Origin of the sequence: Streptomyces sp. NBC_00341, assembly GCF_041435055.1 — a bacterium.
Classification (GTDB): Bacteria; Actinomycetota; Actinomycetes; order Streptomycetales; family Streptomycetaceae; genus Streptomyces.
Genome location: NZ_CP108002.1, coordinates 3,758,514 through 3,772,747 on the forward strand (window position 1 = coordinate 3,758,514; position 14,234 = coordinate 3,772,747).

Annotated in this window: 13 protein-coding genes; 8 read left to right on the forward strand and 5 right to left on the reverse strand. The window is 72.8% G+C overall.

Annotated features, from left to right (window positions below; translation table 11 throughout):
• The first annotated feature begins 266 nt into the window (after nucleotides 1-266).
• The 8 genes from OG892_RS16865 (at nucleotide 267) to OG892_RS16900 (ending at nucleotide 9,308) form a co-directional block, all read left to right on the forward strand.
• Entirely contained in the window at nucleotides 267-1,280 is a 1,014-nt protein-coding gene (locus tag OG892_RS16865; protein WP_328866612.1) for a Gfo/Idh/MocA family oxidoreductase, read from the forward strand.
• Nucleotides 1,277-2,473, forward strand: a complete 1,197-nt coding sequence (locus OG892_RS16870) for an ATP-grasp domain-containing protein (RefSeq protein WP_371629595.1) — start codon at nucleotides 1,277-1,279, stop codon at nucleotides 2,471-2,473. The genes OG892_RS16865 and OG892_RS16870 overlap by 4 nt, the downstream gene beginning before the upstream one ends.
• A gap of 37 nt (nucleotides 2,474-2,510) precedes the next feature.
• Nucleotides 2,511-3,779: an acetyl-CoA carboxylase biotin carboxylase subunit family protein gene (locus OG892_RS16875; RefSeq protein WP_371629596.1), complete on the forward strand. Its 1,269-nt coding sequence runs from the start codon at nucleotides 2,511-2,513 to the stop codon at nucleotides 3,777-3,779.
• Nucleotides 3,766-5,040, forward strand: coding sequence for an MFS transporter (locus OG892_RS16880; RefSeq protein ID WP_371629597.1), 1,275 nt, complete (start codon nucleotides 3,766-3,768; stop codon nucleotides 5,038-5,040). The genes OG892_RS16875 and OG892_RS16880 overlap by 14 nt, the downstream gene beginning before the upstream one ends.
• A complete protein-coding gene (locus OG892_RS16885) occupies nucleotides 5,037-5,711 on the forward strand; it encodes a phosphoribosylanthranilate isomerase (protein ID WP_242436777.1) in 675 nt (224 codons plus the stop codon). Before OG892_RS16880 ends, OG892_RS16885 begins: the two co-directional genes overlap by 4 nt.
• 191 nt (nucleotides 5,712-5,902) lie before the next feature.
• Nucleotides 5,903-7,315, forward strand: a complete 1,413-nt coding sequence (locus OG892_RS16890; protein ID WP_371629598.1) for a phenylacetate--CoA ligase family protein — start codon at nucleotides 5,903-5,905, stop codon at nucleotides 7,313-7,315.
• Nucleotides 7,316-7,323: 8 nt separating this feature from the next.
• Nucleotides 7,324-8,034 (forward strand): hypothetical protein, encoded by a 711-nt coding sequence (locus tag OG892_RS16895; RefSeq protein ID WP_073737138.1) that lies wholly within the window; start codon nucleotides 7,324-7,326, stop codon nucleotides 8,032-8,034.
• Nucleotides 8,035-8,036: 2 nt separating this feature from the next.
• On the forward strand, nucleotides 8,037-9,308 hold the full coding sequence (locus OG892_RS16900) for an amidohydrolase family protein (protein ID WP_371629599.1): 1,272 nt from the start codon (nucleotides 8,037-8,039) through the stop codon (nucleotides 9,306-9,308).
• 39 nt (nucleotides 9,309-9,347) lie between these two features.
• Here OG892_RS16900 and OG892_RS16905 read toward each other — a convergent pair whose 3' ends face one another.
• From OG892_RS16905 to OG892_RS16925, 5 genes are all read right to left on the reverse strand, one after another.
• The gene (locus OG892_RS16905) at nucleotides 9,348-10,013 is read right to left on the reverse strand and encodes a flavodoxin family protein (RefSeq protein WP_371629600.1); all 666 of its coding nucleotides are present in this window, start codon (nucleotides 10,011-10,013) and stop codon (nucleotides 9,348-9,350) included.
• Complete coding sequence (locus OG892_RS16910) at nucleotides 9,983-10,582, reverse strand: aminodeoxychorismate/anthranilate synthase component II (protein ID WP_371629601.1); 600 nt, start codon at nucleotides 10,580-10,582, stop codon at nucleotides 9,983-9,985. Before OG892_RS16910 ends, OG892_RS16905 begins: the two co-directional genes overlap by 31 nt.
• Nucleotides 10,579-12,072 (reverse strand): anthranilate synthase component I family protein, encoded by a 1,494-nt coding sequence (locus tag OG892_RS16915; RefSeq protein ID WP_371629602.1) that lies wholly within the window; start codon nucleotides 12,070-12,072, stop codon nucleotides 10,579-10,581. The genes OG892_RS16910 and OG892_RS16915 overlap by 4 nt, the downstream gene beginning before the upstream one ends.
• Nucleotides 12,073-12,208: 136 nt before the next feature.
• Nucleotides 12,209-12,889, reverse strand: coding sequence for a phenylalanine--tRNA ligase beta subunit-related protein (locus tag OG892_RS16920; protein WP_371629603.1), 681 nt, complete (start codon nucleotides 12,887-12,889; stop codon nucleotides 12,209-12,211).
• A complete protein-coding gene (locus OG892_RS16925; RefSeq protein ID WP_371629604.1) occupies nucleotides 12,886-14,199 on the reverse strand; it encodes a Gfo/Idh/MocA family protein in 1,314 nt (437 codons plus the stop codon). The genes OG892_RS16920 and OG892_RS16925 overlap by 4 nt, the downstream gene beginning before the upstream one ends.
• Nucleotides 14,200-14,234: the final 35 nt, after the last annotated feature.

Sequence of the window (14,234 nt, forward strand, 5' to 3'; positions counted from 1 at the left end):
ATTCCGTGAGCGGAATATGACGTTCAGTGAATTCCGTGCAGGGAAAGCGAATACCGAATATCCGAACAAGCGTATCCAGCGGACCCGTAGGCACGACCGTCCTTCCGATGCCACCTCGGCGTCCCGCCGTGTTCCTTTCGGCGCACCGGCGTGTCCGGACGAACCAATACCAAGTGGTCCGGCGCGGGTCACGGGAATTGGCCTGGCTGCATCTGCAGAACCGCTGCGAGTCTCTTTTTACTACGACAGCGAAGGGCGGTAATCAGATGAGGAAGAAAGGCAATTCACCTTCCGTCATCGTCGGATACGGGCATGCGGGCCGCGATCTCCACCATCGGGCGCTGCGGGACATCACCGGCGGCCGGTCCCTGGTGATCGCCGTCGACCCGCGTCCCGCCGAGGTGATCGGAGGGGAGTGGGTGCCGGACATCCGCGGCGCGGTGGCGGAGCTGTGGGCGGCGGGGTACCGGGTGGCCGACGCCGTCTTCCACGTGGCCGTGCCGCCGAACGCGCACCGGGACTGCATGGAGCAGCTCCTGCGCGCCGGGGCCCAGCGCTTCATCCTGGAGAAGCCGATCGCCAACACCATCGAGGACGCGGCCTACTTGGTGGACCTGGCGGAGGCGACCGGCTCCGTGGTGCTGCCGATGAGCGTCTGGCCGTCCAGCCGGGTCACCGAGGCCGCGGAGGAGCTGGTGGCCTCCGGGGCGATCGGTGAGCCGGTCTCGTACCACATGGAGCAGAGCAAGCCGCGCTTCCGCCGTTCGCTGCAGACCCAGGGCCACGGCAGCGCCTTCGAGGTGGAGCTGCCGCACCAGTTGCTGCTCGCCCTGCACCTCGCGGGGTCCGTCGCGGAGGTCACCCGGTCGCGCGGCTGGGACCTGCCGCTGCCGTTCGGCCGGCTCGACCGGATGGGCGGCGCCGAGGTCGAACTGCTGCACACCTCCGGCGTCCGGACCACGCTGTACACCGATCTCGCCTCGCCCGTGCGCCGCCGCCGGCTGCACATCCACGGCTCCGAGGGCACCCTCGTGGCCGACTACCCCGTCTCGGGGGACGACGACTTCGGCCAGGTCCGCATCGCCGGACGCCCGGTCCGCACGGTCGTCCAGGACGCCCCGCTGACCCGGTTCATCGAGCAGGCCTACGAGCACTTCCACGGCGAGCGCCCGGCCCCGCGCAGCGGTCTCGCCCTGCACCTGGAGTCCATGGAACTCCTGGACACCGCCCGCACCGCGGCTTTCGCGGCCTCCGCCACCGTCCCGCAGGAAGCAGCATGAGCACCGTCGTGATCATCGAGCCCCGCTCCTCGGGGCGGGAGCTGGTGACCCGGGCGCACGAGCTCGGGCACACCGTCATCGTCCTGAGCTCCGCCACCGGGCCCGGCCAGGACCCGGGGAAGGCCGACCGGGTGATCACCACGGACACCTTCGACCAGGCCGCCGTGCTCGACCTGATCCGCGCCCTGCACGCGGAGACCCCGATCGACGCGGTCCTGCCCGGCTTCGAGCACTTCGTCTCGCTCGCCGCCCACGCCGCCGCCGCGCTCGGCCTGCCCGGCATCCCCCCGGACGGCGTGGCGCCGTTGCGCCACAAGCACCGGATGCGCCGGGCCGTGGACGCGGCGGGCCTCGACCAGCCCCGCTACCGGACCGTCTCCGGCTCGCGGTCCGCCGCCGCCGCGTACGCGGAGCTCGGCCCGGTCTGCGTGGTCAAGCCGGTCGACCAGTCGGGGAGCCTCGACGTGCGCCGGGTGGGCTCCGAGCGGGAGGCCGTCGGCGCGTTCCGCCGGGCGCTGCGCTCCGGCCGGGGCGCCGGGCTGGTGCTGGTCGAGGAGTACGTCCAGGGGCCGGAGTACAGCGTCGAGGGGTACGTCGAGGACGGCCGGGTGCACGTGCTCGCCATCACGGAGAAGATCCTCGGGCAGGAACCGCACTTCGTCGAGGTCGGGCACATCGTGCCGGCCCAGCTGGAGGCGCGGACGGCCGCCCGGATCAGGTCCTACGTCGTGCGGGTCCTGGAGGCCGTCGCCCTGGGCATCGGACCGTTCCACGCCGAGCTGCGGATGTCCGCGCGCGGACCGCTGCTGATGGAGGTCGCGGCCCGGCTGCCCGGCGACCGCATCCCGGAGCTGCTGCGCCTGGCCTGCGGCCACGACCTGTACGAGATCATGCTGCGCTGCTACCTGGGTCTGCCCAACCCCGCACCGGCCACGGCCCGTTCCGGCACCCGGGCCGGCATCCGCTACTTCCTGCGGCCGGGCCTCGACACCTACCGCGAGTTCCGCGTCGACCCGGTGATCGAGTCCGATCCCCGGGTGCGGGAGATAACCGTCCTGCTGCCGCCGGGCAGTGCGCTCTCCGAGCCCGGCAGCTCGTCGGGCCGGCTCGGCTACGTGCTCGCCGCGGGCGCCTCGTACCGGGAGACCGCGGGGGTACTGCGGCGTGCCGAGCGCGCCGTGACCTTCAGCTGAACGACCCGCACGCCTGTACCGACCATCCGGAGAACCGATGAACCGCCACGTCCTGATCCTCAACCGCTGGGCCAACTCCTTCGCGGAGTACCACCGTTACCTCGACCACACCACCGACCGCATCGCCTACCTCACCACCGCCGCAGGCCGGCAGCCGCTCGACGAGGAACTGGCCGAGTCCGTCCGGGTGGTCTCCGATCTCACCGACACCGCGGAGGTCCTGGCGCAGACCGCCCGGCTCATCGGCCTGTACGGACCGTTCACCCACGTCCTGGCGCTCTCCGAGTTCGACCTGGAGGCCGCGGGCGAGATCCGCCGGCACTTCGGTATCCCGGGGCGCGGCCCCTCGGAGGTCGCCGCCGTGCGGGACAAGGTCGTGATGAAGGGCCTGGTCGCGGCGGCCGGGCTGCGGGTGCCCGCGTTCGGGGCGACGCCGAGCGCCGGTTCGGTACGGGAGTTCGCCGCCCGGCACGGCTACCCGTTCGTCCTCAAGCCGCGCGCGGGCGCCGACAGCCAGGGCGTGCACGTGGTGCGCTCGCAGGACCGGCTGGACGCCCTGCTGGACGGCGCGGAGCTGTCCGACGCCCAGTGCGAGGAGTTCATCGACGGGGTGCTCTACCAGATCGACGGGGTGGTGAGGGGCGGCGAACTGCTCACCTCGCGCGCCTGGCGCTGCGGCGCCAGCTGCCTGGACTTCGCCACCGGTACGGCCTTCAGCTCGGTCGCCAACGACGACCCGGAGTTCGAACAGCGGGTGACCGCCTTCGCGGAGCGGGTCTGCGCCGCCCTCGCGCTCACCGACGACGTCTTCCACCTGGAGGTGTTCCGCACCGCGGCTGACGACCTGGTGTTCCTGGAGATCGGGGCGCGGGCCGGCGGCGGTCAGGTCCGCTTCGTCTGGGAGGAGGTGTACGGGGTCGACCTGGTCGCCGCCTCCGCGCTGGTACAGCTCGGCGAGGAGCTTCTCATCGAGCCGATGGACCTGGCCGGACCGGTCGCCGGGTACCTGATGATGCCCGAACCGCCCGTCCGCCCGGCCGTGGTGGAAGCGGTGACCTCGCTGGTGGGCCGGGTGCCCGAGCTGTACGCCGAGACGCTGCCGCCCCCCGGCACCGTGCTCAGCGGCAACGGCGGCGCCGTCCACACCGCCGGCACGTTCCGCTACCGGGCAGGCACCTCAGAGGAGGTCGAAGCGGCGATCCGGCAGACGCTGGCCTCCTACCGGCTCGACTGGCACCCGCTCGACGCGCACTCCATCGACACCAGGGGTCCGGCAGTCCGGGAGGCGGCCCATGTCGTCCTCTGAGCTCCTGGACCGGTCCGGGCAACAGGCCCCGGAGCCGCCGCGCGGACTCTGGCACCACCGGGACTTCCGCAGGCTGTGGGCCGGCCAGACGGTCTCGCTGCTCGGCTCCCGGGTCACCGAACTGGCCCTGCCGGTCACCGCGATCATGCTGCTCGACGCGGGCCCGGCCCAGCTGGGGCTGCTGAACAGCGCCCAGTACCTGCCGGTGCTCTGCGTCACCCTGTTCGCCGGAGTGCTGGCCGACCGGGTGCGCCGCCGCCCGCTGCTGATCGCCGCCAACCTCGGACGGGCCTCGATCCTCACCGCGGTGCCGCTGCTCGCCTGGCTGGGCGGACTCGGCGTCTGGGCCCTGTGCGCCGTGGCGTTCGCCACCGGGGTGCTCACCGCCCTGTTCGACGTGGCGTACCAGGCGTACGTCCCCTCGCTGGTGGCCAAGGAGCAGCTGGTCGAGGGCAACAGCAAGCTCCAGGCCAGCCGTTCGGTCGCGGAGACCGCCGGGCAGGGGCTCGGCGGCACGCTGATCCAGGTGCTCACCGCGCCCGTGGCCATCCTGGTCGACTGCGCGGGCTACCTCTTCTCGGCCGTCATGCTGCTGCGCATCCGTACCCCGGAGACCCCGCCGGTCCGCCCGGACGGCGCCCGTTCCTCCATCCGCAAGGAGATCGCCGCCGGGCTGCGCATGACGCTGCACAGCAGGCTGCTGCGGGTGATCATGCTGCACGCGTCCTGGTACAACCTGCTCTGGGACATCGTCCTGGTCGTCTTCCCGCTCTACGGCATCCGCGAGCTGCACCTCGGCCCGGCCGGTCTCGGCGTGATCATCGCGGTCGGCAGCCTCGGCGCGTTCGGCGGCGCACTGTCCGCGGGCCCGCTCGGGGCGCGGCTCGGGGTGGGCCGCACGATGGTCCTCGGCATGGTGGTGGCCTCCGCCGCGACGCTGCTGCTGCCGCTGGCCCCCGGCTCCGGCAGCGGCACCGGCCATCTGCTGCTCGGGGCCGGCTACGTCCTCAACGGCTTCGGCATCGCGGTCTTCAACATCCACTCGATCACGCTGCGCCAGGCGACCGTGCCCGCCGAACTCATCGGCCGGGTCAGCGCCACCTTCCGGTTCCTGACCTGGGCGGTGATCCCGCTGGGCGGGCTGCTCGGCGGACTGCTCGCGGCGGCGGTCGGCCCGCGTGCCGCGCTGGCCGTGACGGCGGGCGGACTGACCGCGGGCGCCCTGGTGTTCCTGTGCTCGCGCACCGCCGTACGGTCATGAGCCGCCTCCGTACGGTCATGAGCCGCCGTACGGTGATCAACCGTTTCCCGTTCCGCTTCCAGGAGGCAGATGTGTACGTCAAGGTATGCGGCCTGAGCCGCCCGCAGGACGTGGCGGCCGCCGTCGGGGCCGGGGCCGACGCGATCGGCTTCGTCCTCACGCCGAGCCCCCGCCAGGTCACCCCGGCCGCCGTCCGCGCGCTGGTCGCAGAGGTGCCGCAGGGCACCGCCACGGTCGCCGTGTTCCGGGGCGAGCCGCTCGAAGAGGTGCGCAGGGCCGCCGCGGAGTCGGGCGTCGACACCGTGCAGCTGCACGGCTCGGAGCCGCCCGAGGCGTTCGCCGCGCTGCGCGCCGACGGGTTCCGGCTGATCCGGGCCGCGTCGCCGGGGAGCGGGGCGCCGCTGGAGAGCGGTGCGTACGGCGAGGACCTGCTGATCATCGACTCGCCCAGCCCCGGTTCCGGCGAGCGCTGGGACCCGGCCGCGCTCGGCGGCTCCCCCGCCGGTCCGTGGCTGCTGGCCGGCGGGCTGAACCCGGACAACGTCGCCGGGGCGGTGGCGGGGCTGCGGCCCTGGGGGGTGGACGTCTCCAGCGGGGTCGAGAGCTCCCGCGGGGTCAAGGACCCGGCCCTGATCGAGCGGTTCGTGACGGAGGCCGCGGCGCTCGCGTAAGCACCCCGCCACACCCCGCCACCGCACTGCCTCCAAGTGCGAACAGACTGCCTCCTAAGGCGGATTGAGGGCGGGCCGACCCGGCCCGCACTATCGGATGGCCGCTTCCCGGACCCGTATGGGAGCACCCGGGCACCCACCTGGTGCACGGCACTTCGTCCACCTCAACCGCCGATCCACCTGGGGGATCCATGTGGCTGCCCGCTTCCGGGAAGCACCACGACTTCGTCGAGCGCTATCTCGCCCTGCACGACCGGTACACCTCGGGTGAACTCGGTGAGGACGAGTGGCGTGCGTGGGCGCAGCGGCAGTTGCGCGAGGTCGTCGCGCTCGCCCGGAGCGGCTCGCCCTTCTACGCCCGGCACCTGGCCGACGTGCGTCCCGAGGCGCTCACGCTGGACGGGCTGAGCGCGCTGCCCTTCACCACGAAGGACGATCTGCGCACGGCCATGTTCGACATCCTCAGCCGGGATCTCGACGAGGCGTGCTTCTACTACGAGACCACCGGCACCACCGGACCGGCCACCCCCTGCCCGCGTGACCCGCGCGAGGTGATCGCCTCCAACGCCCATGTGACGGAGGGCTGGCGCAACATCTTCGCGGACGTCTTCGGTGACCGGGCCCCGCGCGTCGGCGTGATGGGACCGACCGAGGTGCACTCGCTCGGTGACACCCTGGGGGACGTGGCCCGCAACGTGGGCTCCGCCGTCGCCAAGATCTGGCCGTACTCCCCCGTCATCGGCTTCCCCAAGGCGCTCCAGCTGATCCGGGACCTGGCCCTGGAGGTGGTGTTCTGCACCCCGAACGTGGCGCTCTCGCTGGCCAAGGCCGCCCGCGCCCAAGGGCTGGACCCGCGCCGGGACTTCGGCGTGAAGGTCTTCCTGGTCACCGGGGAGATGTGCACGCCCGACCTGGCCCGGCAGATCGACCAGGCCTGGGGCGCCCGCACCTACAACGCGCTCTACGGCTCCCAGGAGACCCTGGTCGTCGCCTCGGCCTGCGCCCACGGCCGGCTGCACCTGGCCAGGCCCAACTACATCGCGGAGCTGGTCGATCCGGACACCGGAGCCGCGCTCGGTGACCGGGGCACCGGTGAACTCGTCGTCACCATGCTGATCGACGGCATCAAGCCGCTGATCCGCTACCGCACCGGCGACCTCGTCGAACTCGCCGCCAACGACTGCGGCTGCGGCATCCGGGGCCCGGTGATGCGGGTCGTCGGCCGCACCCGCGACCGGATCGTGCTCGGCGGCCGGAGCTTCCAGGCCTGGCAGGTGGAGCGGGCCGTGCTCCAGCGGATCGACCACAGTTACGGCTACCAGGTCGTCATCGACCGGGACGCGGAAGGCGACGACCTGATCACCGTCAGGCTCGACCTGCCGGACGGGCCGGAACCCGGGCTGGCGGCCGCGCACGCGGCGCGGGTCGCGGACTCCCTCGGGGTGCGCTGCCGGGTGGAGCTGCCCGAGGAGCTGGACCCGGTCACCACGACCGGCGCCTTCGTCAGCTGGAAGGCCGCACGCATCCACGACCGGCGGACCGCCGTCGATCACGAGACGGCCGCCGCACGCCGGCTGGCCGGGGCACGGGGGCACCGCGCATGACAGAACCGATGCTGCATCCTCACGGCTACACCCTCGACACCGGGGACCGGTCCGATCCGACGCCGTTCCCCATCCTGTGGGAGCCCGCCCGAATACCCCATTCGCCGCTGCTGCGGTCCGGCACCCTGCGGATCGGCACCCTCGGCCCGGACGGCACCACCTCGATGGTCGCCCTCGGCCGCCTCGGCTACCGGCTCGCCCACCTCGGCGGACCCGAGGTGGAGGCCGTGCCGTACGACTCATTCGAGGAGCTCCTCGCGGCCGTCGGCAGCCGGGGCGGCCCCGCCTACGCCCTGGTGCCGGGGGCCGCCGAGTGCGCGACCCGGTTCTTCTGGTCGCCCCGGCTGCGGCTGGACGCCACGTTCTCCACCCCGACCCCCGAGTACGGCATCGCCTCCTACGGGACCGGGCTGCGCGAGGGTGTCCTGCGACTGGCGACGCTGCACGAGACCCGGCGCCTGGTGGAGCTGCTGGACGGGGCGGAGGGCGGGCGGGGCGGCTACGAGATCGCCTGGGTGCCCGCCGAGTCCACCATCCACGCCGCCCAGCTGGTCGCCGAGGGACGCGCGGACGCCGCCGTCACCAACGAGCCCGGCCGGGCCGCGCACCGGCTGCGGTTCCAGGTCTCGCGGCCGGGCGTCCCGATGGTCTGGATGGTGTTCGGGCCCGCGGTACTCGCCCGGCCCGAGTCCGCCCTCCGACACACCCTGGGGAGTTGATCGTGACCACTGACCGCCGACTGCTGCTGCACGACGTCACCGTCCAGGAGGGCCTGGGCCGCGCCTCGCTGCCCGCCCGCTCGGTGCTGCTGAACGGCGAGCGCATCGAGGCCGTGCTGCCGGCCGCCGAGGCGCCCGCGGAGGGCGACTTCGTCCGCTGGGACCTGGCCGGCGCCACCGTGCTGCCCGGCATGACGCTGGGCCACACCCACATCGCGTACGTCAATGTCACCAACGGCCGCGAGACCCTGTTCAAGTACCGGGTGCCGGAGGTCGCGATGCACGCCGCCCGGCACGCGGCGGACCTGCTGACCTGTGGATACACCGCGTTCGTCGGGGCCGGTTCGGTCGCCGGGATCGACATGGCGCTGAAGAACGCCATCGCGGCCGGCGCCATCCGCGGCCCGCGCATCACCCCGTGCAGCCGCGACCTGATGGTGTCCGGCCCGCCGGGACGGCGCTCGCCCGAGCTCAAGGAGCGGATGCCCCGGGAGCTGATGCCGGTGGTGGACGTCCTCGGGGACCTGGTGAAGTACACCGAGGAGGAGATCGACGAGGGCGCCGAGATCATCAAGGTGTTCTCGTCGGGCGACGACACCTTCCCCAACGCCCGATCCGAGGAACTGCTCTTCACCCGTGAGGAGTTGACCACGGTGGTGGAGACCGCGCACCGGCGCGGCGCCCGAGTGCGGGCGCACTCCCGCGGGCTGGCCGGCATCCGCAACGCGCTGGCCGCCGGGGTCGACGTCATCGACCACGCCACCTACGCGGACGACCGGGCGCTCGACGAGATAGCCGAGCGGGGCGTGTTCGTGGTGCCGAGCCTGTTCCAGCCCGACCGGCTGCTCGCCCTGGGCGAACGGTTCGGCAAGGCGCCGGACTACCTGGAGTCCCTGGACTTCAAGGACGAGATCGAGAACACCCTGCGCTTCCTGCCCAGGGCGGAGGCCCTCGGCCTGAAGATCGTGCCGGGTGACGACTTCGGTTTCGCCTGGACCCCGCACGGCACGTACGCGGACGAGCTGGTGATGTACGTCGAGCGGGCCGGGATCGCGCCCGAGACGGTCATCAAGTGGGCCTGCGGGAACGGCGCCGAGCTGGCCGGGCGCGGCGCGGACGCCGGAGTGGTGGCGCCGGGCCGCCTCGCGGACCTGGTGGTCCGGGACCGCGACCCGGCGGCCGACCTGACGGTGCTCCAGGACAAGGAGTCGCTGCGGTCCGTGCTGATCGGCGGGGACCACGTGGCGGGTCCGGTGGCGCCTCCCGCGTCCTGATTCTCCGTAGGGGCCGGGCTGTTCACCGCAAGGGGTGTCTCACCCCGTGGGGCTGAGCAGCCCGGCCCTCTCGTTGCGGGGCAGGGACAGCAGCCGGGCGGTGTCGCCCCGGCCGGCGTGCGGGAGGAGCAGGATGCGCAGCAGGTCGATCATGCGGTCCATCAGCCCGCGCGCCGCTGCCAGGCCCTCCTCGTCCTCGCCCGGTGCGAACTGGTCCTGGACGAAGGCGGGGAAGCCGCTGCCCGGCAGGATCATCCGGTTGAGCAGGACGTTGTCGATGAGCTGCCCGTAGACCCGGTCGTGGCTGTAGCGGCGGCCGGTGACCACGACCCCGGCCACCTTGTTGGCGAGCGGGCGGTCGAAGCGCAGGTGTCCGACCCCGGCGCGCTCGATGAAGTTCTGCATCACCCCGGCCAGTCCGAACCCGTGGACGGGCGCCGCGTACAGCACTCCGTCGGCCCGGATCATCCGGTCCACCAGGGCCGGGACGTCGTCGTCCTGGGCGCAGGGCAGCGGCCGTATGTTGCAGTCGCCGCAGGGCCCGCAGGGGGTGATGTCGTACTCGGCGAGCGGGATCACATCGAGGTGCACGCCGTGCTCCGCGGCCTGTGCGGCCAGCATGCGCAGCACCCGCCCGGTGAGCCCGTCGGGCCGCTCGGAGCCGTTCAGGGCGGCTATCGACGCCCAGGGACCGTGGTCTGCCATGGCCGTATCCCTTCCAGGAAGTTGGTGAGGAACGCGTGTCCGGTCTGTGTGGTGATGCTCTCGGGGTGGAACTGAACGCCCTGGACCGGCAGTTCGCGGTGGCGCAGTCCCATCACGCAGCCGTCCTCCCGGGCCCGCGCGGTCACGGTGAGCGCGGCGGGCGGCGGGTCCGCGACGGCCAGTGAGTGGTAGCGGGTGACCTCGGTGCCGTCCGCGAGTCCGGCGAAGACCCCGGTGCCGTCGTGGTCGAGGCGGCTGGTCTTGCCGTGCACGGTGCGTGCGGCCCGCTCGATCCGGCCGCCGAAGGCGAGCCCGACGGCCTGGTGGCCCAGGCAGATCCCGAGCAGCGGGACCTTGCCGGCGAAGTGGCGCACCAGCTCCGGGTGGCCGGAGTCGACGGGGTGTCCGGGGCCTGGGCCCAGGACCACCGCGTCCGGGCGGCGGGCGGCGAGCTCGGCCGGGGTGTGCGCGTGGGCGGTGACGAGGTCGGTGCGGACGCCGTGCTGCCGCAGGTAGTGGTCGATGATGTGGACGAAGCTGTCGCGTGCGTCGACGAGCAGGATTCTCATGCGGTGAGCCCCTCGCCGGTCAGGGCGGCGTACACGGCGCTCATCTTGATCAGCGTCTCGCGCCATTCGCCGTCGGCCGTGGAGTCCGCGACCACCCCGGCGGACGCCTGGAGCGCGTAGCTGCCGGTGACGGGGTCGTGGACGGCGGTACGGATGCACAGGGCGAGCGTCGCCGCCTGCCCGCGTACGTCGATCAGGCCCAGCGCGCCCGCGTAGGCGCCGCGCGGCCGGCCCTCGATCTCCTGGATCAGCTCCATGGCCCGGACCTTGGGCGCCCCGGTCATGGTGCCGGCCGGGAAGGTGGCGCGCAGCGCGGAGAACACGTCCGCGCCGTCGGCCAGTTGGCCGCTCACCGTGGAGACGAGGTGGTGCACCCGGGCGAAGTGCTCGACCACCATCATCCGTTCGACGGCGAGGGTGCCCGGTACGGAGACCCTGGCCACGTCGTTGCGGCACAGGTCGACGAGCATGATGTGCTCGGCGCGTTCCTTCTCGTCGGCGTGCAGCGCGGCCACCCGACGGGCGTCCTCCGCCGGGTCCGCGGCCCGCGCGGCGGTGCCGGCGATGGGCCGCATGGCCAGGGTGCGGCCCTCGATCCGCAGCAGCAGTTCGGGGCTGGCCCCGACCAGGGTGCGGCCCGCCCACGGCACCAGGTACATGTACGGCGAGGGGTTGCTCCGGCGCAGTCGCCGGTAGGCGTCGAGGGGCGCCAGGGGCGTCGTCACCTCGACGCGGTGGCCGATCTGGATCTGGTAGACGTCGCCCGCCCTGATGTGTTCCAGGCAGCGCTCCACCCGCTCCGCGAACTCCTCGCGGCGGACGGTGCGGCGGACCGCGTACGGCTCGGGCGCGGCCGGCAGCGGGGTTTCCGCGTCGTCCGGCAGGGCCCGTACCAGCCCCGCGAGACCGTCGCCCAGCACACCGGGGCCACCGAACTCAGGCGCATGCGCCTGGAGTTGATCGCTCTCTCCGGTGTCCAGGCGGTAGGTGACGACGTGCCGGAAAAGGGTGAGGGTGATCTCCGGGTCCTGGCCGGGAGCGCGTGGCGGCAGCTGCTCCAGGTGCCAGGCGGCCTCGTAGCCGAGCACGGCGAGGAACCCGAAAGCGTAGCTGTCGAGCGGTACGTCGGTCTCCACGGCGAAGGCCCCGTGCAGGGTCTCCAGGAGCCGCTGGACGTTCCCGGCGGCGCGGTCCACCAGGGGGTGCAGCCGGTCCACCAGCTCCGGCGCCCCGTCCAGCACGGCCTGTCCGTCCCGCACGGTGATCCGGGCGAGGGTCTCGGCGCCGACGGCTGCGAAGCGGCAGTCCTCGTCGGGGCCGGCCAGGCTCTCGAAGAGGAAGACCTGGTCCTCACCGAGCAGTCTGCGCAGCTCGGTGGCCAGGGCGAGCGGGGCGTGCGGCGGCAGCGGGGTCCGCGCCACGCTCACCCGCACGGGTGCGGGATGCGCCCGGGGCGGTGCCGCGGCGGGCTCGACTGCGGTGATGGTCATCGTGGTCGGTCTCTTTCCGGTACGCGGGCGGCGGTGGCTTGGCACACCAGCCAACCAACTGCGCGTACCGGCGAAGCAGTCCACTGGCCCGGGGTGGCGGCGGACCACTCGCCGCCTGCCCGGGTGACCGGTGGTGCTAGCCGGCCGTCCCGCGCAGCAGTGCGGCGGCCTCCAGCAGCGCGTCCCGGCAGGTGTCCTCGCTGACGCCGGGGACCGCGCAGGCCAGCAGCAGCACCCGGCGGGTGGCGCCGGTCACCGCCTGGTGCACGCCGTCGCGGTGCGCGAACTGCGACAGCACCCGCTCCTCGTCGGCGAGGACCAGCCCGCCCGCCTCCAGGGTCACCGGGCCGTCCGCGCCGAGGGCGGTGAACTCCTCGGTGCCGTCGGTCAGCCGCAGCCCCACCTCGCCCACGAGCGCGTCCCGGTCGAACAGGCCGAGCGCGACCAGGGTGCGGACCGCCACCGCGTTGACCGCGTCGACGGCGGGGTTGATCCGGGGCCAGGCGCCGAGCGGCTTGGCCCGCAGGCCCCGGTCGACCAGGGCCTGCACGGAGGGCGGGCGCTTGTCGGGGTGGGTGCCGAGCAGCCGGCTCAGCTCCCGGTAGGCGGCGACGTTGGGGGCGGCCCGCACCTCGGCGCGGCTCTTGCCGTTCCACCGGTCGTGGGCCTCGGTCCAGACCGCCTCTGCCGCTGCCGGGCCGGTGGCGCCGATGTCCGCCTCCAGGGTCAGTACGTGCACCCCGGGCACCCGCTCGCGGGCCTCCGGCGTCACGTCGACCCTGCGGAAGGTGGGGGTGCCCTGTGCGGTGGCGGTCATCGGGTTCCTCCGGAGAAGGTGAGGGTGTCCAGGGTATGCAGGTTCAAGTCCTCTGCGGTGAGGACGCGTTCGGTGTCGATGAGAATGTTGTAGTGGTTCGGCGCGTGGCACTCGTCAAATCCGGCCACCCGTCCGATCGGCCCGTGCGGGCCCGTCACCACGTCGCCCCGGTCGATCACCGTGCCCGCCCCGAACTCCGCGAAGCCCAGGAACCCCACGTGGTCGACCCGGTCCCCGGTGGTGGTGGGCAGGTCGGTGGTGGTGACCAGTTCGTGCACGTCACCGGCGCGCACGCAGCGCGACTGCCAGGGCGACAGCCGCATGCCCCGGTCGGCGCGCCGGTGGAAGAGTAGCTTCACCAGATGGGCGGAGACGGGCTCCTTGGCGGTCATCCGCAGCCGCTCCTCCCGGGTGCGGCCGATGGCGTACGCCTCCTCGACCAGGTCGACGATGTGCGGGCCCCGGTCCGGTCCGCTGCGGCCGTCGCGCACCGTGCGGTGGAAGTCCGCCATGATCCCGGCGTACTCGTGGTCGAGGGAGGACTTGAACGCCTCGAATCCGTCCAGCATGTCGGCGTACAGCTGCCGGCCATCCTTGAGGTGCACGGTGATGTCCTTGCGCTCACCGGTCTCCAGGGCCCAGTCCAGGTCCACCAGGACGGGGATGCCGTCGGTGGTGGCGAGGTGGAGTTCGGCGCAGAACTCGACGCCGGAGCGGACGTCTCCGATCGTGGCGTCCGTCAGGGTGAGCGGTCCGAGCACCGTCTCCAGAGCGTCCAGCGCGTTGGGGCCGTTGTCGATGACGCAGCCGCCGCCGCAGCGGTCGATGTCCTGGTACCAGCCCTCGGTGCCGCTGTGCTCCTCGATCTTCTCCTGGTAGCGGCTGGTGACGTGCGAGATCTGCGAGCGGTCGGCCAACTGGCCTGCCAGTTCCTGGACATGGGTGTTGTAGCGGCGGTGGAAGGCGGTGAACAGGGTGGTGGCGTGCTCTTCGGCCAGCCGTACCAGGTGGTGGGCGTCCTCGGCGCGGACGGTCAGCGGCTTCTCGCAGCAGACGTGCACACCGGCCCGCAGCGCGTCGGCCACGACCGGCGCGTGCGCGTGGTTGGGCAGGGTGACGACCACGCCGTCCACCAGGCCAGAGGCGAGGAGTTCGCGGTGGTCGGCGAAGACGGCGGTCTCCGGGGCGAATCCGTCCAGTTTCCGGCGGTCCAGATCGCAGACGGCGGTCAGCCGGAGCTCCGGATCGTCCTCGATGGCCTGAAGGAAGAAGGGGGCGATGACGCCCAGGCCGATCACTCCGATACGCATGACGGTTCGGGTCCTTTCCGATTGCTCGGTCGTGT